Origin of the sequence: Nostoc sp. ChiQUE02 (assembly GCF_034531305.2) — a bacterium.
In the GTDB taxonomy this organism is placed as follows: Bacteria; Cyanobacteriota; Cyanobacteriia; order Cyanobacteriales; family Nostocaceae; genus Nostoc.
The window spans coordinates 139,178-164,026 of the sequence record NZ_JAVRBN020000006.1 but is presented as its reverse complement, the minus strand read 5'-3'; the positions used below and the strand labels follow the sequence as shown (position 1 = coordinate 164,026).

The 24,849-nt window shown below is 41.1% G+C and carries 24 protein-coding genes; 18 read left to right on the top strand and 6 right to left on the bottom strand.

The features are described 5' to 3' along the window. Nucleotides 1-149 precede the first annotated feature (149 nt). The 10 genes from hepC to RM347_RS08550 all read left to right on the top strand — a co-directional run bounded on the left by hepC (nt 150) and on the right by RM347_RS08550 (nt 12,027). A complete protein-coding gene (hepC, locus tag RM347_RS08595) occupies nt 150-869 on the top strand; it encodes a heterocyst development glycosyltransferase HepC (protein ID WP_322719932.1) in 720 nt (239 codons plus the stop codon). A 109-nt stretch (nt 870-978) separates the two neighbouring features. After that, entirely contained in the window at nt 979-2,829 is a 1,851-nt protein-coding gene (gene hepA / locus RM347_RS08590; RefSeq protein ID WP_322719933.1) for a heterocyst formation ABC transporter subunit HepA, read from the top strand. 204 nt (nt 2,830-3,033) lie between these two features. Continuing rightward, entirely contained in the window at nt 3,034-4,194 is a 1,161-nt protein-coding gene (locus RM347_RS08585) for a glycosyltransferase family 4 protein (protein WP_322719934.1), read from the top strand. A gap of 60 nt (nt 4,195-4,254) precedes the next feature. Then, nucleotides 4,255-5,241 (top strand): glycosyltransferase family 2 protein, encoded by a 987-nt coding sequence (locus tag RM347_RS08580; protein ID WP_322719935.1) that lies wholly within the window; start codon nt 4,255-4,257, stop codon nt 5,239-5,241. A 148-nt stretch (nt 5,242-5,389) separates the two neighbouring features. Continuing rightward, a complete protein-coding gene (locus RM347_RS08575) occupies nt 5,390-6,592 on the top strand; it encodes a glycosyltransferase family 4 protein (RefSeq protein WP_322719936.1) in 1,203 nt (400 codons plus the stop codon). Continuing rightward, nucleotides 6,510-7,466: a glycosyltransferase family 2 protein gene (locus RM347_RS08570; RefSeq protein ID WP_322719937.1), complete on the top strand. Its 957-nt coding sequence runs from the start codon at nt 6,510-6,512 to the stop codon at nt 7,464-7,466. Before RM347_RS08575 ends, RM347_RS08570 begins: the two co-directional genes overlap by 83 nt. 66 nt (nt 7,467-7,532) lie before the next feature. Further along, nucleotides 7,533-8,999 (top strand): O-antigen ligase domain-containing protein, encoded by a 1,467-nt coding sequence (locus tag RM347_RS08565; protein ID WP_322719938.1) that lies wholly within the window; start codon nt 7,533-7,535, stop codon nt 8,997-8,999. A gap of 35 nt (nt 9,000-9,034) precedes the next feature. Then, nucleotides 9,035-10,156 carry a glycosyltransferase family 4 protein gene (locus RM347_RS08560; protein ID WP_322719939.1) on the top strand — a complete coding sequence of 374 codons (1,122 nt, stop codon included), beginning with the start codon at nt 9,035-9,037 and terminating at the stop codon, nt 10,154-10,156. 377 nt (nt 10,157-10,533) lie between these two features. Continuing rightward, on the top strand, nt 10,534-10,824 hold the full coding sequence (locus tag RM347_RS08555) for a PqqD family protein (protein ID WP_322719940.1): 291 nt from the start codon (nt 10,534-10,536) through the stop codon (nt 10,822-10,824). A gap of 21 nt (nt 10,825-10,845) precedes the next feature. Further along, nucleotides 10,846-12,027 (top strand): glycosyltransferase family 4 protein, encoded by a 1,182-nt coding sequence (locus RM347_RS08550; RefSeq protein ID WP_322719941.1) that lies wholly within the window; start codon nt 10,846-10,848, stop codon nt 12,025-12,027. Nucleotides 12,028-12,236: 209 nt separating this feature from the next. Here RM347_RS08550 and RM347_RS08545 read toward each other — a convergent pair whose 3' ends face one another. Continuing rightward, nucleotides 12,237-13,472, bottom strand: coding sequence for a glycosyltransferase family 4 protein (locus RM347_RS08545; RefSeq protein ID WP_322719942.1), 1,236 nt, complete (start codon nt 13,470-13,472; stop codon nt 12,237-12,239). A 428-nt stretch (nt 13,473-13,900) separates the two neighbouring features. Here RM347_RS08545 and RM347_RS08540 point away from each other — a divergent pair, with 428 nt between their 5' ends. From RM347_RS08540 to RM347_RS08505, 8 genes are all read left to right on the top strand, one after another. Beyond that, nucleotides 13,901-14,050: a hypothetical protein gene (locus RM347_RS08540; RefSeq protein ID WP_322719943.1), complete on the top strand. Its 150-nt coding sequence runs from the start codon at nt 13,901-13,903 to the stop codon at nt 14,048-14,050. Between the two features lie 273 nt (nt 14,051-14,323). After that, nucleotides 14,324-15,337, top strand: a complete 1,014-nt coding sequence (locus tag RM347_RS08535; RefSeq protein WP_322719944.1) for a serine/threonine protein kinase — start codon at nt 14,324-14,326, stop codon at nt 15,335-15,337. 52 nt (nt 15,338-15,389) lie between these two features. Further along, nucleotides 15,390-16,289, top strand: a complete 900-nt coding sequence (locus RM347_RS08530; RefSeq protein ID WP_322719945.1) for a glycosyltransferase — start codon at nt 15,390-15,392, stop codon at nt 16,287-16,289. A 4-nt stretch (nt 16,290-16,293) separates the two neighbouring features. Next, complete coding sequence (locus tag RM347_RS08525) at nt 16,294-16,446, top strand: GDP-mannose 4,6-dehydratase (RefSeq protein ID WP_322719946.1); 153 nt, start codon at nt 16,294-16,296, stop codon at nt 16,444-16,446. Between the two features lie 32 nt (nt 16,447-16,478). Further along, complete coding sequence (locus RM347_RS08520) at nt 16,479-16,922, top strand: lasso peptide biosynthesis B2 protein (RefSeq protein WP_322719947.1); 444 nt, start codon at nt 16,479-16,481, stop codon at nt 16,920-16,922. A gap of 3 nt (nt 16,923-16,925) precedes the next feature. Then, a complete protein-coding gene (locus tag RM347_RS08515) occupies nt 16,926-18,743 on the top strand; it encodes an ABC transporter ATP-binding protein (protein WP_322719948.1) in 1,818 nt (605 codons plus the stop codon). A gap of 7 nt (nt 18,744-18,750) precedes the next feature. Then, nucleotides 18,751-19,983 (top strand): nucleotidyltransferase domain-containing protein, encoded by a 1,233-nt coding sequence (locus RM347_RS08510; RefSeq protein ID WP_322719949.1) that lies wholly within the window; start codon nt 18,751-18,753, stop codon nt 19,981-19,983. A gap of 128 nt (nt 19,984-20,111) precedes the next feature. Next, complete coding sequence (locus RM347_RS08505) at nt 20,112-20,300, top strand: transposase (protein ID WP_322719950.1); 189 nt, start codon at nt 20,112-20,114, stop codon at nt 20,298-20,300. Nucleotides 20,301-20,354: 54 nt separating this feature from the next. On the opposite strand, the gene RM347_RS08500 is transcribed toward RM347_RS08505, so the two are convergent. The 5 genes from RM347_RS08500 to RM347_RS08480 all read right to left on the bottom strand — a co-directional run bounded on the left by RM347_RS08500 (nt 20,355) and on the right by RM347_RS08480 (nt 24,766). Next, the gene (locus tag RM347_RS08500; RefSeq protein ID WP_322719951.1) at nt 20,355-20,915 is read right to left on the bottom strand and encodes a DOMON-like domain-containing protein; all 561 of its coding nucleotides are present in this window, start codon (nt 20,913-20,915) and stop codon (nt 20,355-20,357) included. Beyond that, complete coding sequence (locus RM347_RS08495; protein ID WP_322719952.1) at nt 20,912-22,030, bottom strand: phosphotransferase enzyme family protein; 1,119 nt, start codon at nt 22,028-22,030, stop codon at nt 20,912-20,914. The genes RM347_RS08500 and RM347_RS08495 overlap by 4 nt, the downstream gene beginning before the upstream one ends. A 195-nt stretch (nt 22,031-22,225) precedes the next feature. Next, on the bottom strand, nt 22,226-23,536 hold the full coding sequence (locus tag RM347_RS08490; protein ID WP_322719953.1) for a Tudor-knot domain-containing protein: 1,311 nt from the start codon (nt 23,534-23,536) through the stop codon (nt 22,226-22,228). 188 nt (nt 23,537-23,724) lie between these two features. Next, nucleotides 23,725-24,264 (bottom strand): WcaF family extracellular polysaccharide biosynthesis acetyltransferase, encoded by a 540-nt coding sequence (locus RM347_RS08485; RefSeq protein WP_322719954.1) that lies wholly within the window; start codon nt 24,262-24,264, stop codon nt 23,725-23,727. A 22-nt stretch (nt 24,265-24,286) separates the two neighbouring features. Continuing rightward, a complete protein-coding gene (locus RM347_RS08480; protein WP_322720063.1) occupies nt 24,287-24,766 on the bottom strand; it encodes a YdcF family protein in 480 nt (159 codons plus the stop codon). Between the last annotated feature and the right edge of the window lie 83 nt (nt 24,767-24,849).

Genomic DNA, 24,849 nt, shown 5'->3' with positions numbered 1-24,849 from the left:
TTGGCTGAGTGGCAAATAGCAATAACATATTTTGCCCTCAATTATCTCCAACTTTTTGGACTTACAACAAGATTCGGATTTGGGTCTTTGGCATTAATAGCCTTTGATAACGCCTCAGTAATTCACTCCTGTATAAACCCAAAGACATTATGACAACTTCAATAATTCCAACTCTAGAGAATTTATATGATGTAACCCAGGAACACCAAGGTAATCGTGGGTACTGCACACTCCAATGGCGGCGGGGTAAGCTGTTGGTGAAGGCACCTGGACGAGTTAAACAACCATATCTACCTGCATTAGATAGTAAGCGATCGCTAGTAGAATGCTTACAACATTCTCCTGTAAATTTGGTAAGCATAGATCCAAAATTGGGTGAAGCTTTACTCAGGTTTTGGGCAGATGCATGTGAAGAAGCTCAAAAGCCAATATTCCTCAGCATACCCGCTGGAAAAAAACTGCCTAACGAACCCTTCAGACAATTGCAGCGAGTAATTGATTGGATTGCTGCTTTCGTGTTGCTGCTATTAGTAAGTCCAGTCATGTTGGGATTGATTGTATTAATCCAGGTTTACTCACCAGGGTCACTTTTTTGCCATGAATGGCGTGTTGGAGAACGGGGTAAACTCTTTCAAGCGATGAGCTTTTGCACGCACAATATCACACCGCTAGGGCGTTGGATGGGTAAATACAATCTCCACAATCTGCCACAGTTATTTAACGTGCTGCAAGGTGACATGAGTTTGACAGGATCTCATTGTTGGACTTTAGAAGATGCAGTACAGCTAAATAAACTACCAGAAATTACGGCTTCATGGGAAGTAGAGGCACAGTCTCACCTGTTACATCTGGATAGCCAAACCCTGTAATTTATCTGTGCGGTAATTGATGAAATCATCTACCGCACTGAGGCTAATCCAAAAATTGCTTACATCTATAGCGGTCTATCTACCTTGCCAAACTATTATTATAAAATCCATGCATTCCCAATTTCCTCAAAAATTTCGTAGTCTGCTCAAAGCTACCAGCTTTTGGCAAGATAACTATTTGATATTGCAAGAATTTAAACACTTTCGCAAAATTGCAATTTTAGCTCTGATATTCTCGGTTTTGGCGGCAACCTTTGAAGGTGTAAGTATTGGTTTCTTACTTTCCTTTTTGCAAAGTTTAACCAGCCCCAACGCTCAACCTGTGCAAACAGGAATAGACTGGTTTGATATTTGGATTTTGGGAGCTAAGACATCAGCAATTAATCGCCTCTACCGTGTATCTTTACTAATTTTATTGAGTACTTGGTTACGTGCCACTTTCAATTATTTTTCTCAAGTCTATACTGAATTATCTCAACTACATCTTGCCGACCGCTTACGTAAGCAAATTTTTGAACAGTTACAATCTTTATCGCTAAGTTACTTTGCTAAAACTCGTTCTGGTGAACTAATTAACACAATTACCACAGAAATTGAAAGGATTAGACAAGGTTTTAGTGGCGGGGCATTTTTAGTAACAAGAGGACTAACAACCTTTGTCTACTTAATATCAATGTTTTTGATATCATGGCAACTAACGCTGATATCAGCATTACTATTTACACTTTTAGGTGTGGGGTTGTCGAATCTGAATGCTAGAGTCAGAGAATCAAGCTTTGGCATGACCACTGCTAATGCCAATTTTACATCAACAGCCATAGAATTTATTAATGGCATTCGCACTGTTCACTCCTGTGGTACTCAAGAATTTGAGCGTCAGCGTTACTATAAGGCTAGTGATAAAGTAATAAGTACTACAACCAAAGTTGTATTCACCTGGACACTTGTTAAGCCAATTGCCGAAGGGGTAGCGACTACAGTATTGGTCGGAATGATTATTTTGGCGTTCACTAGCCTTGTTACCAATGGAACACTACAAGTTGCTTCTTTGCTAACCTTTTTCTTTGTGCTGTTTCGCTTCATCCCCTTCGTTCAAGATATTAACGGCACGAGAGCATATCTTAGTACTCTACATGGCTCGGCAGATAATATTAAAAATCTCTTGACCAGTGATGAAAAATATTACTTTCAAAATGGCAAACTTGAGTTTAAGGGATTAAAAAGGTCAATAGATTTAGTATCTGTAGATTTTGGCTATGATGAAGAAAATTTAGTGCTGCATAATATTACCCTGACCATTGAAAAAGGGAAAATGACAGCATTAGTTGGAGCATCTGGTGCTGGTAAAACAACCCTTGCTGATTTAATTCCACGGTTTTATAATGCTACAGATGGATATCTTTACATTGATGAGGTTGATATCCGGCAGTTTGAAATTAACTCCCTACGTCGCAAAATAGCTGTTGTCAGTCAAGATACTTTTATTTTCAATACTAATGTTTGGGAGAATATTTCTTACGGTACTCCAGAGGCGACTAATGATGAAATTGAAGAAGCAGCTAAACTAGCAAATGCACTAGAATTTATTTTAGAAATGCCCGAAGGTTTTGATACCCAATTGGGAGATCGGGGTGTTAGGTTATCTGGAGGACAAAGACAGCGAATTGCTATTGCGCGTGCTTTACTGCGGAACCCAGAAATTTTGATTTTGGATGAAGCAACTAGCGCCTTAGATTCGCTATCTGAGCGTTTAATTCAAGATTCATTAGAAAAGCTATCTGTTGGGAAAACAGTAATTGCGATCGCTCACCGTCTTTCTACTATTTCTAAGGCAGATAAAGTAGTAGTTTTAGAACAGGGACGGATAGTAGAACAAGGTAAGTATCAAGAACTTCTGGAACTCAAAGGCAAGCTTTGGAACTATCATCAAATGCAGTATGAAGTAAGGCAATCAGATTAGACCAATATCCAATTTTCAAAATACTTTCAACCTATAAATCGGCTGTATATTCTACAGCCGTATGCCCATAACTATTTATCTGTATCAGTAATTTGATGAAATAATATCAACAAAAAAACAGTACTCTAAAGGTTGATTATCTCAGAAGATAATTTTTTAGTAACTATTAAACTTAGTGCAATATATTAATCAATAACAGAAAAAATGTACCAAAAATTAATTGATCCAAATCTGATTTATCAATGCTCCAATTTTGAGGTAGGTGAAGGCGGGGGTGTTGAAACTTATTTAGCTTCTCTATTTGAACATCGACCAGCAGAAGTTAGCGATCGCGTGATAAAATCACTTAAAAATGTCGATCAAAGCCAATTCAAACTGCTGCACATCCACAGCCCAGATTTACTATTGCAGCTTACAGGCGAATGTCCCGCAGTTTTCAGTGTTCATAATCATTCATTCTACTGTCCTAGCGGCACAAAGTATTTAGCAGGGCAGCGGACAATCTGCGATCGCAACTTTTCTTACTTAGGATGTACCTGGGGTAAATTAGTAGATAAATGTGGTAGCCGTAGACCGTTAAGAACTCTTCAAGAACTGCAAACTACTCATCAGTTTTTAGATGTTTTAAAAAAGGTAAAAATTACTTTTGTTGCTAATAGCGAATATGTGCGGCAAGAATTGATTCAAAATGGTGTACCCCCTGAGCAAACTGTAACGCTACACTGTGGAATTTCAGTACCGCAAACAGCAACTGCACCCCTAAGTTTAGAAGTTCACCAAAATCATAGAATTTTGTTTGTTGGTCGCATTGTTTCTGATAAAGGTTTGGAATGGTTACTCAAAACTTTAATACATACAGACCCGCAAATTCAACTTGATATCGCAGGTGAAGGCTGGGAACGACCCCTCTTAGAAAAGTTAGCAAACACCCTCAAATTGAGTAACCGGATCACTTGGCATGGTTGGTGCGATCGCAACAAATTAAATCAACTTTATCAACAGTGTTTTGCAGTCATCTTTCCTAGCGTTTGGCCTGAACCTGCGGGTCTTGTGACTCTGGAAGCATACTCTCGTTATCGACCTGTAATTGGTAGTGCAGTCGGAGGAATTCCAGAACATTTACGAGATGGAGAAACGGGTATTCTTGTTCCAGGTAATAATATCAAAAAACTGGCTGATGCCATTAATGAGTTGTATCTAGATCATCAAAAAAGCCGATATATGGGCGAACAAGGTCATGCTTTGTTGATGAAGGAATTTACAATGAATGCTCATGTAAAAAACCTGCAAACAATTTATGCAAAAACAATAGCAGAATTTCCTTCTAGAGCGAAAAAAATATATAGCCTATCTCAAGCTAAATAAGCTGAATTTGGTCAAAATAGCAAATGGCGCATCTTTGAAGTAAATATAAAGGTAAAAAATATGTCATTGCATCAAGAATCCCAACAACCTTTAGTTAGTATTATTATCCCCACCTATAATCGACCAGAGTATCTCAAGCAAGCGATCGCAAGTGCTATAAAACAAACTTACCGAAATATTGAAATTATTATTTCTGATAATTGTAGTTCAGAAAACCCCCAAGCAATTGTCGCATCTTTTGGTGATTCACGCATCAAATTTTGGCAGCATCAGCAAAATGTTGGCATGTTAGCTAATCAGCAGTATGGCTTCAATTTGGCGCGAGGTAAATATGTTGCTAGTCTACATGACGATGATATTTGGAATGAAGACTTTTTAGCAAAGCTTGTACCACCGTTAGAATTAAATTCTGATTTAATTATCGCTTTTTGCGATCAATATATCATAGATGCTAACGGTATAATCAATGAGATTGGAACTGAAGAAAATACACGGGGTTATAAGCGAGATAAACTAGCAAAAGGAATTCATCAACCTTTCTATAAAATTGGGTTGGTAGATAAAAGTATACCTACTGCTGCATCTTGCGTAATTCGCAATAATTCGGTGGATTGGTATAGTATTCCCTCAGAAGTTGGCGGTATGTGGGATTTATATTTAACCTATCTGTTCTGTATATCTGGTCGTGGCGCTTACTATTATCCAGAAAGATTGACACGATATCGCGCCCATGAACAAACTGATACTATGCTCAGTGGTAGTCGAGATGTGCAAGCAAAAATTCGTAAAGCTAAAAGCGAAATGTTTTGTTATCAAGTCTTTCTAGAAGACCCTCGTCTACAGGAATTTAGAACTCATTTTCAACAGAAATGGTTAGAAGCTAATACCACTTTGGGAATTGGTTTGCTACGAAGTGAACAAATAGCAGCAGCACGTCATTATTTTTGGCAGGTGCTGAATAAACAAAAATTTGATGTGCGAACTCTGGCAGCACTTGGTCTCAGTTTTACGCCGCGATTTTTAGCAAATAAGTTAATGAAAATATAGAAATAATAGAGCAATCATGTCTGAGTCTTAGAAATTATTATTTTTACAAACTACAGAGATGCAGAGGATATGGTAAGAGTAAAAATCAGAATATTTTAACTTTATTTTGCATCTTTACGTGAGTTGATATTACTAAGGAAAAGAGTGGATGAAACTTTGTATTGTTACTCATAAAATCAAAAAAGGTGATGGTCAGGGTCGGGTAAATTATGAAGTTGCTCAAGAAGCAATTCGTCGTGGTCATCAATTAACATTATTAGTTAGTGAAGTTGCACCAGAACTAGAAGAAAATAGTCAAGTTCATTGGATCTCAATTCCAGTCAAAGGCTATCCCACAGAATTTGTTCGTAATTTCATATTTGCCCAAAAAAGTGCCGATTGGTTACGTAAACATCGCTCTGACATTGATTTAGTTAAAGTCAATGGAGCAATTAATATGGCTGCGGCTGATGTGAATGCTGTACATTTTGTCCACAGTTCATGGTTGCGATCGCCAGTTCATATTTCCCGCAACCGCCGCGATTTATATGGTTTATACCAATGGCTGTTTACGGCTTTTAATGCCCGTTGGGAAAAACAGGCTTTCCAAAAAGCGCAGGTTGTTGTAGCTGTATCCGAAAAGGTAGCCCAGGAATTAGTCAACATTGGTGTACCGCGTTCTCGGATTCGCGTAATTGTTAATGGCGTTGACTTAGAAGAGTTTACCCCTGGCCAAAGCAATCGCCAAAAATTAGGTTTACCGGAGAACGTCACCTTAGCACTGTTCGCCGGAGACATCCGCACACCTAGAAAGAACTTAGATACGATACTGCACGCCTTGGTGAAAGTTCCCGATTTACATCTGGCGGTGGTAGGTCATATCGAAGGTAGTCCTTTCCCACAACTAGCAGCTTCCTTGGGGTTAAGCGATCGCGTGCATTTTGTTGGATTTCGCCGTGATATCCCCGAAATTATGCGGTCAGTAGATTTATTTATTTTTCCTTCCCGATATGAAGCTTGTAGCCTCGTATTGTTAGAAGCACTTTCTTCAGGACTACCAGTAATTACTGCCGCAGCTACCGGAGGTGCAGAGTTGGTGACATCAGAATGTGGCATCGTCTTACCCGACTCAGATGATATCGATGCTTTGGCTGTAGCGCTGATGTCTTTAGTGAGCGATCGCCCGTTGATGCAGCAAATGGGTCAAGCAGCTCGCTCTGTGGCAGAACAACATAGCTGGATTACTATGGCACAAACTTATGTGGATCTATTCGAGGAGTTAAGCAAGAATGCGGAACACCGTTCTCATACCGACTTATCGTCGTCCACAAGACCTATCACGCTGCCTTTTGGCGCTACAGGAGCAAACTAAACCCGTCGATCAGGTGATAGTGGTTGTCCGTGATACGGATGCAGAAACTTGGGAATTTCTGGCCCAATTCAAAGCGGACAATTTGCCACTACATACTGTGAAAGTGACACAACCGGGCGTAGTAGCAGCCCTCAACGCCGGATTAGCAGCAGTGGAGGGCGATATCGTTTCCGTTACTGATGATGATGCCGCACCTCACGCAGATTGGTTAGAGCGCATTGCCGCTCACTTTAGCTTTGATAGTTGCATTGGCGGTCTGGGTGGGCGTGATTGGGTACACCACGGCAGCAAATTAGAAGATGAATCCCGCCTATTAGTCGGTCGATTGCAGTGGTTTGGGCGAGTGATTGGCAACCATCACCTGGGAGTGGGAGAACCCCGTGAAGTCGATATTCTCAAGGGTGTGAACATGAGTTTTCGTACCCAAGCAATCGGGCAATTGCGCTTTGATGAGCGGATGCGTGGTACAGGAGCGCAGGTACACTTTGAAATGGCATTCACTCTGGCATTAAAGCGGGCTGGTTGGAAGATAATTTACGATCCTAACGTTGCTGTAGATCACTATCCGGCACAACGTTTTGATGAAGATCAACGAAATAACTTTAATGAAATTGCCTTTATTAACTTAGTCCATAATGAAACTTTAGTTTTACTAGAGCATTTGTCACCTCTACGCCGGATTGTATTTTTGTTCTGGGCAGTATTTGTGGGTACATGCGATAGTTTGGGCTTAGTACAATGGCTGAGATTTTTGCCCAGCCAAGGGCAATTGGCGGGGAAAAAGTTATTAGCATCCTGGCGTGGGCGTTGGCAGGGATATAAACAATTCAAAATACAGAATTCAGAATTCAGAATGAGGCAGAGCCTCGAATGACTTCATTCCCAGGCTAGAGCCTGGGAACGAGTTGAACTTATTTTTTATATGTACATCTAAAATTGAATGAATTCTAAGCAGATACTTTTCAATAGTTTTTTACAAGAAAACTATTCTCCCGAAGAGCGATCGCTACAGGGTTGGATGGCGATCGCAGGCTTTATATTACTGACTGTAGTTTGCTATTTTGCTGGTGCTACTGCCGCATTACGCCTAATTTACCCGGTGACAGCTTTAGTAGTAGCCGTATTTTTATACTTACGGCATCCCATCCTCTACATCAGCTTTACCTGGTGGATTTGGTTTCTCACACCCTTAGCTACCCGCTTAGTTGACTATCGGGTGGGCTGGGATCCTACCCGTCAAATGCTTATAGCGCCCTACTTAGTGGTGTTTATAACCATAGCAACATTCTTACGACACTTTCCCCGTGCTTCTCGCCAAGGGGGCTTGCCGTTTGTTTTGGCTTTTATTGGAGTCTTCTATGGCTTTCTAATCGGTCTGATTTATAATGCACCAATCCCTGTAGCCCGCGGTCTGCTAGATTGGCTCAGTCCGATCATCTTCGCTTTTCACTTATTTAGTAACTGGCGAGATTATCCCAGCTATCGCCAGAACATTCAGCGAACATTCCTCTGGTGTGTGTTGCTTTTAGGAGCTTATGGCGTATATCAATTTGTGGTAGCTCCTGAGTGGGATAGGTACTGGCTCATAGAATCAAAACTATTCATGAGTTCTGGAAACCCTGTGCCTTTTGGGATGCGCGTCTGGAGTACATTGCACTCAGTCGGCCCCTTTGGTTCCGTCATGCAAGCTGGGTTGTTGTTGTTATTTACCAGTTCGGGAAATTTAATTTTTCCTGCTTCCGCTGTTGGTTACTTATCCTTCCTGTTGACACAAGCACGTACTAATTGGGGAGGCTGGTTGTTTGGAGTAATTATGATTATGGGTTCAGTCAAGGCCCGGATTCAAATGCGCTTAATCACCATAATTGTGGTGATGGCAATTTGTGTTGTGCCATTGACAACTATCGAGCCAATTTCTGGGGTTGTAGCAGCTCGTTTGGAAACTTTGTCCAATATTCAAGAAGATGGCAGTTTTAAAGATAGATCGGGAAGTTACGACAAAAACCTTAGTTTAGCCCTTTCTAATGGTCTAGGTAACGGGTTAGGAAATATCTGGAAAGTCAACGAAAAAACTGGTCAAATTGAAGTAGTGGTAATTGACAGTGGCATTTTAGATATGTTTTTCACCCTTGGTTGGTTTGGAGCCATCTTTTATATGGGTGGATTAATCTTATTAATTGTTAGCGTTAGCAGCTATGGTGAAGGTCGTTTCGATAGTTTTATCAGTGCTGCCCGTGCAATTGGGATCAGTTCCGCTGCACAGTTAGTTATCGGTAGCGGCATGTTGAGCGTGGCAGGGATGATTCTTTGGGGATTTTTAGCTATGGCTATGGCAGGACATAAGTACTATAGCAATCCTCAAATTTCTTCTAAGATCCCTGACTTTTTAGAGAAGTCGAGGATCTGATAAATCTTACAACTTAAATAGGATTGTTATAGATTATGAAAGTAATTATTGTAATGCCACTAGCCGAGCAAAGAGGCGGCGGTGAAATGATGCTCTGGGATTTGGTACAGCAGGGACGTAATGCTGGTGTTGAGTGGCTGGTGATATTTTTAGAAGACGGCCCGATGGTAGAGCAAGTAAAGTCCCTCGGTATTGATACGCGAGTTGTGGAAAGTGGACGTTTGCGCCAAATCCACCGTTTTATTGGCGCTGTTTTGCGGATAGCTGCGATCGCTCGCCGCGAACGTGCAGATATAATTGTCAATTGGATGTGGATCACGCATATATCTGGAGGTTTGGCAGCAATGCTGGCAGGGCTGCCTGCTGTTTGGTATCAACTAGAAGTACCTAGTGATAAAACTTGGTTGGTACGACTCGCTACTTTAATCCCAGCGCGGGCAATTATTACCCTCTCGCAAGATGGTAAGCAGGCACAGGCAGAGATTTGGCCCCACAGACCAACACCGTTGGTTTATCCTGGTGTCGCATTAGATCGATTTGAGCCTGATGCTTTACCAACTCCAGAAGAAGCACGGCGGAAACTGGGCTTACCTTTACACGGGCCGTTGATTGGAATTGTTGGGCGATTGCAACGATGGAAGGGAATGCACGTATTGGTGCAAGCGATGCCCAAAATTTTACAGAAGTATCCCGATGCCCATTGTGTGGTGGTTGGCGGTAAGCATGATTTAGAACCGGATTATGAAGACTTTTTAAAAGCAGAAATCGCCGCTTTGGGCTTGAATGACCAAGTAATTATGGCTGGGCTACAGCGTAATATCCCAGAGTGGGTGCAGGCGATGGATGTATTCGTTCATGCATCGGATAAAGAGCCGTTTGGGATTGTGATTATTGAGGCGATGGCGCTGGGTAAACCTGTAATTGCTGGCAGTGCAGGCGGCCCGACAGAGATTATTACCGATGGCATGAATGGACTATTAACACCTTACGGCGATGCGGATCAATTAGCGATCGCAGTTCTTCGCTATCTTGATGAGCAAGAATTTGCCCAGAGTGCAGGAGTAGCTGCCAGGCAACGCGCCCTCGATTTTTCAACGCAGAATTATGCCCAAAATTTCATTAATGCAATTCGTTCTGCAATGCCTAGTGTTTCTTAAGTTAATGTAGCATTTTCCTAATGTGGGAAATTGGTTGATAGGGAGAGTTAACAAAGATTTGGTTTGAACAATCAAACGAGCAATCACCACGTGCAACATCATAGGTTGCAGACTTGCTAGCATCCAAGAGAGGCACTATGTTTATAGAACCCATTAGTTACAGGTTTTGGTTGATGCCTAATCTAGACCACCTCTATTTTTAGCGAAGGTATTGTTATACACTACCTAAAGTATGTATTTATTAGTTGTGAATACTAACCTTTTAACTTGCGACGATTCAACCTCACGTAAGCTTGACGCAATTGTAAGGCAATTGGTAGTCCGAAGTAACAGCTTAATGAACACTAATTAACCAGACTCGATATATTCTGTAAAAAATGACACTACAAATAGCCTTAAATCAAAAAGTGTCCTTATCTGCAAATGTTCTGACTCAAGACTTAGCAGGGGAATCAGTTTTACTGAATCTGCAAACTGAAGAATATTTTAGTCAAAACGAAGTTGGTACAAAAATATTCTTTGTGCTAACTGAGTCAGATTCTATCCAGACAGCTTACGACACCTTGCTAAAAGAGTATGAGGTCGAGCCAGAAAAGTTAAAACAAGACTTGCTCAAGTTTATTGATAAATTAGTTAAGGCTGGACTAGTGGAAATTACTGATTCTTAACTTGAAGCAAATAATCAAATCATGCGTGTACTGATGATTGGTGCTGGGGGCGTTGCCTTGACAAGACCCTTAGATTGGGCAGTCAAAGCAGGTTATGAAGTTTGGCTACTAGGAGATGTAGACCCCTATGAAACTGAAGCTCCTAAAAATTACCGCTATTTCCCCACTGTTTGGCGAAAGTATCTAGAGGAGTTTACCAACACCTACCCATACGAAGATCAGATGGCCGAGGAAATGGCGGAGCCATTACGTAAACTTGCAGACGAATTCCAGCCTGATATTATCCATGTCCACGCCATTGGTTGGCACGCCCAGTGTTGTGTCCTGGCAAATCTAAGCCCTCTTGTCGTCTCTGCTTGGGGCTTTTTAAATCATTTGCTACAACCAGAAAGGGAACTAAGCAAGCATAAGGATAGGGTTAGCCAAGTGTTCAAGAACACTGGTGTGCTGATTGTAGAGACACCTAGTTTGATTGAGAAATCCAAAGCACTGCTAAACCCTAATCAACGAGTAGAATTAATTCCTTTAGGGACAAACCCCCAACATTTTCGCACTGGAGTCACCAAGGATTTGCCAAAGTGGCGGCGGGAAGTATTGAAGATTACCGAAGCACCCACAATTCTGCTTTCGCCCCGTGGTTGGTCTAAACTGTACAACCACGAGCAGATATTTGCAGCCTATGCACAGGCTTATCCCCAATTCACAAAACCGACGGTACTCGTCTTTTCAAAGCTAGGGCGTGGCGGTGGGGAGGAAGCAGTGGCTATTTACGAAAGCATCCGCAAAAAAGCAGAAGAACTCGGCTTATTAGAAAATCTGCGCTGGATGCCAGCCCTACCTTATAATTTCATGCCTACAGGCTACAACTTAGCAGATGTAATTATCAATTATCCTACCAACGATGCCTTTCCTTCGACACTCATTGAAGCAGTTGCCTGTGAACGCCCAGTGATTACCTGTGATTTATCAGCTTATCGAGGTACTTTTATTGAAGAATTTTGTACTTTGGTAGAACCTAAAAACCCAGATGCTCTAGCAGAGGCAATGATTAAAGTTGTCAATCAACCTCCCCAAGAGCGAGAAGCACATCTTGCACAAGCACGGCAAGTTATTGTCGAGCAGTATGATGAGGCGATTTTACAAAAGCGGCTGTTCCAGATATATGAAGATTTGGCATCTGCTACTAAGGTAATCTCTGCCTAAATTTTCCATCACTAAATTTGATTTCTGCAAGCCGCACACTCGTAACTTCCAGTCATGAATTAGGCGCTCCGTAAATGAAGTAAATTTGTAAGCTGTCACACATTTAAGTTGCATAAATAGGGCGGGCAAGATGCCCACCCCACAAGAGTTTGATTTAATCCGATTATGTAATTTATATGTTTTTTAGCTTATTAAAATTACTCTATTGTTCAGTTATAAAAACGAGATCCCATAGTTTCTCTTTTCTTAATTGCGCGAGCGTAGCTATTTTCTTGTAGTAGACCAATCCGTTCTATGTTGTACTCGTTCAGTACTCGTTTGCGTGCAGCTTGACCTAACTCCATTCGCAAAGATGGGTTGCGTAGTAATTCAACCACTGCTTTAGCAATCTGATTAGGGTTATGAGGGGGAACGAGTCTTCCACATTTACCATGATTGAGTTGCTCAACCATACCTCCAGAACTACTTCCAACTATTCCACGAGCAGCAGCCATAGCCTCAAGACAAACGAACGGAAAGTTTTCCCATAAACTAGGAAATACGCACAGATCAGTGGTTCCTAAATAAGATGGAATTTTGTCAAGTGGTACGAAACCTATGAACTCAAGTGAATTTATATAAGGTTGCAACATACTTTCAATATACTGTTGCATATCTAAATTAGGGTTAGGTGAAGGACGTTTTCTGCCAATAAATCGAAAGCTTACTTCCGGGTGCTGCTTCAATACAATCGGTATTGCTTGAGCAAGATCAAGAATACCTTTTCGGTTTTCAAGTCTGCCAATAAAAGTTACTACATTAGTCTGATTCTCAACAGGAATCTCTAAAAGCTCCCTTGATGGAACATATGGGTAAGGTACAAGAGATATCTTGTTACGATTTAATTTCCAAGCCTTGATCAACTCATCAGCTATTGCTTGAGAAGGGGCGACAATTTCATCTGCTTTTAGAGCATGGATATATTCAATATCCTCTTTAAAATTATATTTCCAGTTGCGGTTAATACCTTTACTACGTAAGACTCCCATATCGATATATTTACGGACTTCATCTAACAATGAGGGCTTTTCTTTATTTATCTTTGCGGCCAAGAAAGCTGGCGTATGTAACTTAACTACAAGTGGGATTTCTGGAACAAGGTGAACAGCTTCTCGTGCATCAGCATTATAATCAGTGCCTTCGACCACATCAAACTTGACTAATGAGTGCCTTTCGGCAAAAAGTTGACCAATTCGCTTTACAAAGTTTGTTGGATCAGTTTCATTAATTCGATGAACTAGTATCTCGTTTTCAGTTTCGGTTCTAGTACGATACCTACTACATGCAAATACCTCAACTTGATGACCTCTTTGTTGTAGAACCCTAGCTGCCTGATATACATATGTAGCAATACCTCCATATGCTGTATCGGGTGGATATTCGTAGCTAATAAAAGCAACTTTCATGCGTCTTGACTTTTGGTGGACTATAACTGACTAAGTAAGTCGGCGTAAATAATTAAAGCTTTGTAGTGAGGACTAAAGTCCTCAAATGAGGGCTGAAGCTCTCACTACAAACTAATCTCAATATTTTTTACATTACTTAACCTAGTTTCATTTATTCTCGCCTACTTACTTAACCCAAAATCCTAATAAAACCCTATCACTGATCTATCAATTTTTAGAAGAAGAACCCTTTCGCAAGCTGCAAGGTTATTTCATCTTCCACAGGGCATGAGTAGTCAAGTTAATCTTGTCATTTGCACCGTAGCTAATTTACGCTACAGAGTACTAATAAATTTAACAATCTTCATGTAAATTTAATTTGGTGATGGTATTATTTTATAGTCTGATAACTCCAAATAAGTAAAACAAAAAAAATAAGGGTTTCTCAAATGGCTCAATCTGAAAACGCGAAAAAAAACTATTCTGAACCTGAATTAAAAGCTCACGGTAAAATATCTGGTTTGACACAACAAGTGGGTGGTAGCGGTGGTTTCGGCACTACAACCAGGCCCGTCCCAATCACTGGTCTTCCTTTTTAAGGAGCATCAAAAAATACAAAGATAGTCAATCAAGTTTCCGCGTGTAAATTCCCACTTTTTCAGATCAAGTGAACGAGTTTTATAGCGGTGTGCAGTTGAGTGAGATACAAAACACTTTCCTGAAATGCTTGCACAGTAAGGAATTTAGTATTTCATTCAATCGATAACCGCTATAACAACAGTAACATCAACCAACAGTTGAATTGGATGTCCTCGTAGCCACTGTAGCCAGTGGTTAGAAATCGTATTTTCTACCCCGTCAGGTTGTTGCAAATGTCGATTAAAAACGATAATTATTGCTATCAGTTTTATGGACTCAACCTGTCTATTAATAGACTGCTCCCAGGGTTAGTTACTGTTAACAGTTCTGCACCGATAGATGTTGCTATTCACTTAGTTGGTAAACAGCAGAGTCAACTGCCATTACTCGACCAAGCTTTTTGGAATGTGCCGCTTGAGTGGTATCAACAAACAGGCTTCCACCTGTGGACAGCGCATCGGGATGACGGTACTTACTGGAGAATACGCTCTTTTGATGGGGTTGATTGCTTGGAATTCATCTTGAATCCTGACGGCAGTCAAGTTTGGGGTTTTTGGTCTAGAGATGCACTATTTACGGATGCGGTATCTTTGCTGCTGGGTTGTGTACTTGGTCATCTGTTACGGCTGCGGGGAGTGACTTGTCTTCATGCCAGTGTGGTTGCAGTTGATGGTAGCGCGATCGCCATTTTGGGACAATCAGGCGCAGGTAAATCAACCACAGCAGCAGCGTTAGCTAGCCGTGGATTCTCCGTATTGGCAGATGATATTGCCGCACTTATTCCTGATGAAAAAAGGTTTTGGGTACAATCTGCTTATCCTCGTCTACGCCTGTGGCCTAATTCTGTAAATGCCATTCACGGCTCAATAGAAGAGTTATCACTAGTATCAACTAGTCTAGATAAACGCTTTATAGATTTGCAAATAAAAGATAGAGAACAGTGGCAGTTTCAATCCCAAGCTTTGCCATTAATTGCTGTCTATATATTAGGAAAACGTGACTCAAACCTGACAGCACCTATAATTAACTCTCTTTCTCTACCTGAAGCAATGAAGCATCTAATGTTCAATTCCTATGGGCGTGCTTTGCTCACTTCTCAACAGTGTAGACAGGAGTTTCAAGAATTAGGTCAATTGGCAAAGACTGTTCCTGTCCGTGAGTTATTACTTCCTGATAATTTGGGGAGTTTGCAGCAAATTTATGATGTTATTTTAGAAAACTTACACCTGATTCATACTTTGGTTTAGCAACACCAGTAATTTGAATATCTGCCTATATTTACTAAGCAAATTTTTAAATATGCCAGTTTTTAAGCCAACCGTCAGTGTTATTATTCCTACTTACCAGCGTGGCCACCTTGTCAGTCAGGCAATTAACAGCGTTTTGGCACAAACCTACAAAGACTACGAAATTATTGTCATCAACGATGGTTCTCAGGACAATACTCCGCAAGTCCTGGCTGAATTTAGCGATCGCCGCATTACCACTATTCATCAAGCTAATCAAGGATTGTCTGCGGCTCGTAATGCTGGAATTCGCTCTGCTAGAGGGAAGTATGTCGCCTTTTTAGATGATGATGATCTCTGGGAACCTCAGAAGTTAGAAAAACAGATTTCCGTCTTGGAAGCCAATCCACGCATTGGTTTGATCTATTCAGATTTACTCTTTTTTTCTGATAAGCGGGGTTTGTTTCCGGGTTCGTACAATACAGCATTTCCTACCCCGAATCTTCAGGTATTATGGACTCTCTTTAGATGCAACTACATTCCAGTCCCAACGGTTGTTGTGCGTCGAGACTGTTTAGATAAAGTGGGTTTGTTTGATGAAACTTTGAGATGTTGTGAAGATTACGATTTATGGCTGCGTCTGATTGAAAAATTTCCGATTTATTTTTTAAATCAACCCTTAGCGCGTTATCGGCAATCGCCGAATAGTCTTTCTCAAGATGAAGAGCAGATGTGCACTAGCCACCTGCGTGTTAAGGAAAAAGTCATCAATCGCAATCCAGAATTCCTAAAATTTCCTATTAATTTTCTCGATCCTTACTTTTACAATATCTACCTCAGACTTGCCAATTTACATATTCAAAATCATCAAATAGAGCAAGCACGTAGAGTTTTGCATCGCTATCGAGAAATGCGGGGTGAAACCGCTAGGTATGAGGAGTTGCGATTATCTATATCTACTGAGCAAATTTAAGATCATGCATTTTCTTATTACTGGCGGGGCCGGATTTATTGGCTCTCATCTTACAGAACAATTGTTATCAGCAGAGTCGGCTATTAATTTTTTAGTTGCATCATCTTTGCTCAAAAATGATAATTATTTAAAACAACGGTATCCTCTATCTGCTTAATAATAACAAAATCATAAAATATCTAAGTAAAAATGAACTATTTATCTAAATTCTTCAAATTAAATTTTCAAAACAAACAAATTTTAATTAACACTTTTATTGTATTAACATTAGTTAGATTAGGTTTATGCTTGCTGTCATTTAAAATCTTGCATAAACTTCTATCAAGGCTAAGTAACACCAAACCTAAATGCCAAGAAAAATACCACATCTCTATTGACAAAATCATCTGGGCTGTTGAAGTGAGCAGTCATTATATGCCTGGTGTCAAGTGTCTGGCGCGTGCCTTGACTTGCCAGTTTTTCATGAGTCGCCACGGTTATACATCTAATCTCTGCATTGGTGTTGCCAAAGGTGAAGAAGGAGAGCTAAAAGCTCATGCGTGGTTAGAAAATCAGGGACAGGTTGTAATTGGCGATGTTGCAGACCTTTCTAATTTTAGCCAACTGGCATCTTTTACAAAAGAGCATATTTAAAATATGAAAGCAGGCAAAACTTTAAGATATAAAATCCAGCAAAGCTTACGCATTCTGCCTGCCTTGCGCTTAGTTTGGAACAGTAGTCCTCGTTTGACTATTGCTTTGGTTGCACTTTTGGTTATTCAAGGTTTATTGCCTCTACTCTCTCTTTATCTGACCAAACTCATCGTAGATACAATAGCCGCCAGTGTTAATGTTGCCGATAAAGGAGCCGCCTTTAATCGAGTATTACTTTTGCTTGGCTTCTTTGTTGCTATCACCCTAGTAACTACCCTGTGTTCTTCCTTGACTGAACTCGTGTATGCCGCCCAATCTCAGCGACTCACTGACTATATGCAAAATATCCTCCATGCTAAATCAATTGAGGTAGACCTGGAGTATTACGAAAACTCTGAATATTATGATGTCTTGCAGCGAGCGCAAAAAGAAGCTCCTTCTCGACCGGGGCAAATCCTACATCGTTTGGCATGGCTATGTTTGAGTAGTATCTCCTTGGTGGCGATGCTAGGGTTGCTACTGTCATTGCATTGGGGAATAGGGGTTATCTTATTTGTTGCCGCGATTCCGGCCCTGGTAGTGCGGGTGAAATATTCTGGTATCATGTATCATTGGCAGCGTCAGAAGACAGCCCAGGAACGCCAAGCAGGCTACTTGAGTCGGATACTGACTACCGAGCAACACGCTAAAGAAATTCGCTTGTTTGATTTGGGTTCTTTTTTTAGTCAGTGGTATCTGCGCGTGCGATCGCAACTATACCAGGAAAACATAGTCATGACCAAAAGACAGTCTGTGGCTAATCTTGGTGCTCAAGCAACGGCGACAACTTTAGTTTTTGCTGCCTATGGTTTCATTATTTATCAAACCATACAAGGCACTATCCGTTTTGGTGATTTAGTACTCTATTACCAGGCATTGCAACGAGGACAAAACGACCTGAAAAGTCTCTTGGGTGGTCTGTCTGGTTTATATGAAGACAATCTATTTCTCGCTAACTTATATGAATTTCTAGACCTGAAACCAAAGGTTGTAGAACCATTATATCCAAAACCTCTTCCCATACCAATGCAAAATAGTGTTGTGTTTAATCATGTCAGCTTTCAATATGCAACTACAAAGCGTCAGGCACTTCAGGATATTAATCTGACTATTCGCCCAGGAGAAGTGGTGGCGTTGGTAGGAGAAAACGGCTCTGGTAAAACTACTTTAATTAAGCTTTTGTGTCGCTTATACGATCCCACTTTTGGTAACATTACCATTGATGGCATAGATTTACGCCAATTTGAAATTGCTGCCCTCCGTCGTCAAATTAGTGTGATTTTTCAAGACTATACGAAATATCATCTGACTGCTAAAGAAAACATTTGGATGGCAAATATCAATCTGCCATTCACCAATGACAAAATTATCGCTGCTGCCCGTCGTTCCGGTGCTGATGATGTTATTAGTAAGCTACCTCAAGGTTACGATACCATACTGGGTAAATTCTTTGAACAAGGGGAAGAATTGAGCATCGGTCAGTGGCAAAAAATCGCTTTGGCAAGGGCATTTTTGCGAGATTCACAGTTAATAGTGTTGGATGAACCAACTAGCGCTTTAGACCCGAAAGCCGAAGAAGAGGTGTTTCAGAATTTCCGCCAACTCATTAAAAATCAAGCTGCTATCCTCATCAGCCATCGCTTATCAACCGTCAGAATGGCTGACTGTATCTACGTGATGGCAAACGGTTCAATTATTGAAAGCGGCACCCATGATTATCTGGTGCAGTTGGGCGGTAGCTATGCACAGCTGTTTGAAACTCAAGCCCAACACTATAAGTAAGTAATTTATGATTACATTAAACCAGTCCATTAATCAATTTTCAACAAAGGTTAGCCGTCAAGAAATCGAGCTACTTCTCTGTTGTACCCGAACTCGCATAGATGCCGAAACAGCAGAACGAATTCAAACCCTGCTCCAGCAAGACATAGACTGGGTATATCTCATGCAAATAGCAGATCGTCATGGGACGATACCACTCCTGTACCAGAGTTTCAAGACTACTGGGAGAGAAGCTATTCCCAAAACAGTTTTAACTCAGCTTCAGAATCATTATCACACTAATGCTAGCCGCAACTTATTTTTGAGTCACGAATTGCTTAACCTTCTTAAGCTCTTTCAATCTCACAAAATTCCAGCAATTCCTTTTAAAGGACTTGTTTTAGCTATTTCTATTTATGACAACTTAGCGATGAGGCAGTTTAGCGATTTGGATATTCTGGTAAAACAACAGGATATAGTCAAAGTTCAAGAATTATTGATTACTCAGAAATATCAACTAGAGAGTGACAGTGGTTGGCAACAAATTTTTGTCCATAGTCAGAAACCAGAAGTAGTGGTGGATCTTCACTGGGAACTGACTCCCTTGCATTACTTCCCTTTTAAACTTCCTGATTTTGAAACTTTGTGGCAACGAAGCAAGTTTTTAACTCTTAAAGGCGAATCTATCATCGACTTCTCTTCTGATGATTTGTTGATCATCCTCGCTGTACAAGTTGCCAGAGGAGTTAATGAAGGTAAAGGATCTTTAGCTCAAATTTGCGATTTAGCTGAATTATTCCGCATTCAACAGACATTGAATTGGGAACAATTATTGCAGCAAGTAAGCAGTTTGGAACTTAAAAGACCATTCTTTATTAGTTCACTTATAGTTAATACTCTCCTGAATGCCCCTTTGCCAGCGCAAGTAAAGCAGGCTATTCAAGAACAGATCCAAATCGATCCAACAATTTTAATTTATGCTGTACGGATGCAGAAACAGCTTTTCACGGAAATTAAAAGTCCACTGATAATTCAACTTTTTTTTCAGCACCTGATGATAAATGGTCCACTCAGTAGAATGCCAGATCGTGTTTATCTAGTATGGCAATTTTTGAGTTTTACTGTCAGGTTTGTAATCACTGATACTAACCAACAAGACCGAGAATTTTTCCCATTGCCATCTGGTCTTTCTTTCTTATACTACTTAATCCGACCAATACGGTTGGTGAGCAGATACATAACTAACAGTGCATACAGATGAAGGCGTTGCATAATAGAGGGATGAATTGAGGTGTTCTACTGGGCGTTGTTGCGTGAATAGGGAAAAATGGTAAATTTTACTTATCCCCATTTCACACCTACTTTGAACATTGGGCGGCTAGTTTGATCATGAATACGAAAACCAAAGCCAGCTATAAAGTTCGTAACTGGAAAGAATACGATGCAGCGCTAAAGCTTCGAGGCAACATTACTTTCTGGGTAAATGAAGAGGTGGTCGAGCAATGGCGAAACGAAAATAAAACTGGACGAAAGGGAGCCTCGAATTATTATAGTGGCGTTGCGATATATCGTTATTAAGTTAAGTATCTACAGCTAATATTCCCAACTTCACAAGCTATATGAAAATGTATCTCACAACTTAACAATAAAACTATCCCGCAGATGAAAGTCAGCCTCCACGCCTAGATGAGTTAACGCCCAGTAAGTCACCTCACCATCTCTATGTTTAATAACGGTAGTAATGCCAACTTCAATAGCTTGTTCTGCTGAGATAATTTTATCCAAATCGATATCTAACGTAAATGCTAAACCGTCGGCTTGATTCTGAACGCTAAACGGTAGCTTTTCAAAAGCTGTTTCTTCTTGCATCCCTTGACGATACCCATCAAAGCGATAGACATTCCAGTGTCCGGCAGGGGAGAGGTTGAATTCCCAATATCGTGCAGAACCATTGATGCCAAGGAAAAACTCGAAGCAGGTATCTTCCCACAGTTCATGCTTGCGTGATGGTGCATTGGATGGTGGAGCGATACCTCCGGTAGGCTTTGCCAACGCAATTTCTTTTAAATCACCTCCAAGGCTGTAGCAGATTGTAAGCTGATTAGCATTTCGGGCGATATTACCTGCAATTTTTAAATTAAGCAGGGATTTTGTAGAAGGAAAGGGTTGCAGGGAAAATGTCTGTTCGTTCATTTCATGTCTTGGATAATGTTGCAAATCTGCGTTTCTTGAGATTCGATACTTTCGGTAAGCTTAAACTGGACGATCGCTCTTGCCAAGTTATGTTCTGGATACTTAACTTTGAAGTAGACATTCCCTGCTAAATAATCAGCAAAAAATCTCAGTCCTAATTCAAAGGCGATGAGGCGGATGGCATCATATATGTATGCATAATCATTCTCGGTAAGAAATGCCTTGGCCACAGCAAGATAACCATGTAGGATTTCCTGGCACAGGTCAGTGTCGAAATAAACACTTTCCCAATTCTCGGTTTCTTCTCCAGCAGGATTGCAACCCGATCGCAGACAATCACCAATATCGTAATGTACCAAACCGGGTTTAACAGTGTCGAGGTCAATGACGCTGACAGCTTGCTGGGTAACAATGTCAAACATAACATTGTTGATTTTCGGATCGCCGTGCATCAGACGCAGAGGTAGAATGCCTTGAGCTTTGGCATTTTCTAGGATATGTGCAAAAGTTTGGCGATCGCTAACAAACTGCAAGCAATAATTAACTTCAGCAGATTGACGCGCACTAGTTTTCGCCAACACTTCTTCGTAATGCTGGAGATAAAGCGGTGTAATATGGAACCCTTCAAGGGTGTCAGCGAGTTTTTCTGGTGGTAAGTCGCTAATCAGATTGTGAAACATCCCCAAGGCATAACCGATTTCTTTCGCGTGTGAGCGATCGCGCATAGTATCAAAGGACTGGGAGCCTTCAATAAAGCTAATTGCCCGCCAAAAGGAGCCATCTGCATCCCTCCAGTGGTCTTGAGTATCTTTGGTCAATAGTACGCGTGGAACTTCCCAGCGACGATTGAGGGGTGTATGCTGCAACCGTTTGCGAACATGCTCAGTGAAGGTACGCATATTCTGCATAATCAGTTGTGGCTGACGAAACACCTGCGTGTTGATGCGTTGCAGAACAAAATGCTGTTCTTCTGAGAAATCTAGAGTCACCAAAAAGGTGTCATTGATATTACCACTTCCAAATGGTTTAACGCCTCTAACCTTCCCCAGTTGGGCAAATTGGTTTGCGATCGCCACCAGATTCTGAGCGCCCTGTGTATTGAATTCTTCTGTCATGTGTTTGGCCTGCACTACTCCTCGCCTACATTGCACAAAGGCAATAGGGGATATCGTAGCGCAAGTGTCAATATAATTCGTAATTCGTAATTTGGAATTCGTAATTAGTAAAAAGTACTATATGCTAGCACAGGGCGCGACGCAGAATCACCCATCGGAGATATTGCTCTCGCCGCCCTTGTGCTAATTCAACAGTTAGGAAATCTCGTCACTATCAACCCACTCATCATAGGATGAGTCATAACCAATGTAGTGAACAAAGTATTGCTGATTTTGGATTTGCTCAATCGTTGCGGAATACCAAGCCTCTTGGTCATCATCCCAACATTTTACCTTTTGACCTACTGCATATCCATTATCATCAGAGGAGCGAAGATCGCGAGTCCGAATATCATCTTCGCCCACCCACTCGTCATAAGATGAACCATAACCAAGGTAATGAATAAAGAATTGCTCATCTTGGATTTTCTCAATTGTTCCCTGATACCAATCTTCGTCTTCACTATCCCAAACTTCTACAGTTTTGCTGACTTCATACTGATTTTTATCAGACTTGACAGCAGAAGTAGACGAAATATCTTGAATAGGCTTTTGTTGCTCTTGTTTAATTTCTTCTTTTACTAAAGCATAAGCTTCCAAAATCAAGCCGCGAGCGACAGTTTGAATTCCTGTATGCTCATAGTAATTGGTAGTTTGATCTAGGAATGCTGCGACAAAATCTAAATTATCATCAGCAATCTGAATAAAATTACCCAAATGACTAGAAATTGATTGTGGGGTTATGCCTGTTTTGGATACTAAGTTATTCATCCAACCTTGTACGGAGTTAAAACCCTGGCTGATAAAACCAACTTTATCAGAGGGATTACTACCTGGGAGAAAGTTATTGATGGCTAAGAAAACGGGATTTTGAGCTATTACGCCTGTATCAGTGCCACTAATAACTCCGTGAATTTTGCTGAGGAAATCGGGGCCTAATGGCATAATTCCGTCTAGACAAACTAGAGCTACCATCCGCATTAGGGATGCATTTTGATAGTTGTTAGCGAGAGAATTAGCGAACTCTTGGGGGTTAGGTTGAGGAATGCCATTTAGTTTACAAAAGGCGATGATTTCAACAGCGATTTTCAGTGCCAAGTCGATGGATTGAGTTACATCGGCTTTGGGAGTAATGTTGCCTAAAAAAGACAGAAAGCCGATTTTCTCACTAACTTTATTCGCTAAAGCTGCTGCTGCCATAGCTGTGTCTGCTTTATCAATTGTTTGATAAAGTTTGATTGCAAACTGGTAGCCTTTTTGAGGATCTTGGTATAAGACAACAGCGCGATCGCGGATTTTTTGGATTACCTTAACGTCGGTTTCTCCAGTAATGGTGCGGATATTATTCTCAAACCCCACCAAATTGCTCCACTCACCTGGTGCTACATAATCAAGAGCTTTTAAAACTTTGACAGTGATATTGTCAGTTGGTAATTCGTCAACCAACTGAATAATTGATTTATCCATCAGCCGATCCTCAAAACTCAAAATATTGTTACAACACGGCTCAGATCAGCCCACATCCTACAGGAAGCGACGCCGGGCTAATTGCTGAACCGTATTTATAGAGTTCCCTGACCTGACCAAAAAATAACGATTTTAGTAATAGGTGCTGCAACGCCCCTGCTCCCTGCCCCCTGCTCCCCTGCCTCTTATCAAAGCTTTCGTTGCTTGATAGGTTGAGCCGGATTACCTGCATAGATGGTCATTGGCTCTAGTGATTTCCCAGTCACGCCACCTAAAGTTAGTACTGCTCCGCGACCAACTGTGACCCCTGGCCCAATTACCGACTTGGCGGCAATCCAACAACTCTCTTGAATATGGATTGGGCCATCAATTAATTTAAAATCAGGATGATTCCAGTCATGATTTCCAGTGCAGAGATAGGCCCCTTGAGACAGGCAAACATGACTTTCAATGGTGACAGGAGCGACGTTATCTATCCACACACCTTCCCCAATCCAAACAAAATTACCAATATTTAACCGCCAGGGAAACTTTACCCGCACTCTAGGTTTAATGCGGACACCTTGACCGATTTTAGCCCCAAAACTCCGGAGTACCCAAAGCTTAAAAGCTGAAAATGGTAGCCAATAACTTTCAACTAAGGGCGATCCTGCAAAGTACCAAAGAAGTTGCTTCCAGTATGGTACGCCTGGAGTATAGTTGCCAACGGTATATTGATCTAGACGCATGGGGTGGATAAACAACAGTGGGTTAAGGGCTGGCTCCTGTACGATCTGTGGCAATCCAGAGGAGAGAGCGAACAATATCGCGAATAATACGGAGAAAGGATTCAGAATCAGTTTGCTTGGATGGTACAGAAATGGGAGTAACGGCAATACCTTGGCTACCAAGAACGAAGGTGGCGATCGCCTTGGCTCTAAGCATGTGAAAATCTGAAGTAATGAGAAATAGATGTTGAAGTTGCCGTTGTTTGAACTCAGTAACAACTGAGGTAAAGTTAGTTACAGTATCTGTTGCCCGAATGTCGATGTGTAAACGACTCTTGGGTATCCCTACGGCTTGAAAAGTTTCATATGTTTTTTGAGGATCTGGAGGAGAAGACACCCAGATTTCTAGAGATGGATACCATTGAGCTAGTTCGGCAGTGAATTTTTCTCTAGCTGGATCGCCGCCTAAAATAAAGAAAGCTTGGGGTTGGGGTGCTTGGTTGATGGCGATCGCTAAACGCATAGGTATGACACTCAATACCACTAAAATAAGACTTAAACTTAGTAAACAGATAAAACGGTATACTTTAGCAAGTCTAGATTTTT

What these genes read in the sequence shown, in the direction of transcription:
- hepC (WP_322719932.1), top strand. Translation starts at nt 150, where the DNA reads ATGACAACTTCAATAATTCCAACTCTAGAGAATTTATATGATGTAACC.
- hepA (WP_322719933.1), top strand. Translation starts at nt 979, where the DNA reads ATGCATTCCCAATTTCCTCAAAAATTTCGTAGTCTGCTCAAAGCTACC.
- RM347_RS08585 (WP_322719934.1), top strand. Translation starts at nt 3,034, where the DNA reads ATGTACCAAAAATTAATTGATCCAAATCTGATTTATCAATGCTCCAAT.
- RM347_RS08580 (WP_322719935.1), top strand. Translation starts at nt 4,255, where the DNA reads ATGTCATTGCATCAAGAATCCCAACAACCTTTAGTTAGTATTATTATC.
- RM347_RS08575 (WP_322719936.1), top strand. Translation starts at nt 5,390, where the DNA reads ATGAAACTTTGTATTGTTACTCATAAAATCAAAAAAGGTGATGGTCAG.
- RM347_RS08570 (WP_322719937.1), top strand. Translation starts at nt 6,510, where the DNA reads ATGCGGAACACCGTTCTCATACCGACTTATCGTCGTCCACAAGACCTA.
- RM347_RS08565 (WP_322719938.1), top strand. Translation starts at nt 7,533, where the DNA reads ATGAATTCTAAGCAGATACTTTTCAATAGTTTTTTACAAGAAAACTAT.
- RM347_RS08560 (WP_322719939.1), top strand. Translation starts at nt 9,035, where the DNA reads ATGAAAGTAATTATTGTAATGCCACTAGCCGAGCAAAGAGGCGGCGGT.
- RM347_RS08555 (WP_322719940.1), top strand. Translation starts at nt 10,534, where the DNA reads ATGACACTACAAATAGCCTTAAATCAAAAAGTGTCCTTATCTGCAAAT.
- RM347_RS08550 (WP_322719941.1), top strand. Translation starts at nt 10,846, where the DNA reads ATGCGTGTACTGATGATTGGTGCTGGGGGCGTTGCCTTGACAAGACCC.
- RM347_RS08545 (WP_322719942.1), bottom strand. Translation starts at nt 13,472, where the DNA reads ATGAAAGTTGCTTTTATTAGCTACGAATATCCACCCGATACAGCATAT.
- RM347_RS08540 (WP_322719943.1), top strand. Translation starts at nt 13,901, where the DNA reads ATGGCTCAATCTGAAAACGCGAAAAAAAACTATTCTGAACCTGAATTA.
- RM347_RS08535 (WP_322719944.1), top strand. Translation starts at nt 14,324, where the DNA reads ATGTCGATTAAAAACGATAATTATTGCTATCAGTTTTATGGACTCAAC.
- RM347_RS08530 (WP_322719945.1), top strand. Translation starts at nt 15,390, where the DNA reads ATGCCAGTTTTTAAGCCAACCGTCAGTGTTATTATTCCTACTTACCAG.
- RM347_RS08525 (WP_322719946.1), top strand. Translation starts at nt 16,294, where the DNA reads ATGCATTTTCTTATTACTGGCGGGGCCGGATTTATTGGCTCTCATCTT.
- RM347_RS08520 (WP_322719947.1), top strand. Translation starts at nt 16,479, where the DNA reads ATGAACTATTTATCTAAATTCTTCAAATTAAATTTTCAAAACAAACAA.
- RM347_RS08515 (WP_322719948.1), top strand. Translation starts at nt 16,926, where the DNA reads ATGAAAGCAGGCAAAACTTTAAGATATAAAATCCAGCAAAGCTTACGC.
- RM347_RS08510 (WP_322719949.1), top strand. Translation starts at nt 18,751, where the DNA reads ATGATTACATTAAACCAGTCCATTAATCAATTTTCAACAAAGGTTAGC.
- RM347_RS08505 (WP_322719950.1), top strand. Translation starts at nt 20,112, where the DNA reads ATGAATACGAAAACCAAAGCCAGCTATAAAGTTCGTAACTGGAAAGAA.
- RM347_RS08500 (WP_322719951.1), bottom strand. Translation starts at nt 20,915, where the DNA reads ATGAACGAACAGACATTTTCCCTGCAACCCTTTCCTTCTACAAAATCC.
- RM347_RS08495 (WP_322719952.1), bottom strand. Translation starts at nt 22,030, where the DNA reads ATGACAGAAGAATTCAATACACAGGGCGCTCAGAATCTGGTGGCGATC.
- RM347_RS08490 (WP_322719953.1), bottom strand. Translation starts at nt 23,536, where the DNA reads ATGGATAAATCAATTATTCAGTTGGTTGACGAATTACCAACTGACAAT.
- RM347_RS08485 (WP_322719954.1), bottom strand. Translation starts at nt 24,264, where the DNA reads ATGCGTCTAGATCAATATACCGTTGGCAACTATACTCCAGGCGTACCA.
- RM347_RS08480 (WP_322720063.1), bottom strand. Translation starts at nt 24,766, where the DNA reads ATGCGTTTAGCGATCGCCATCAACCAAGCACCCCAACCCCAAGCTTTC.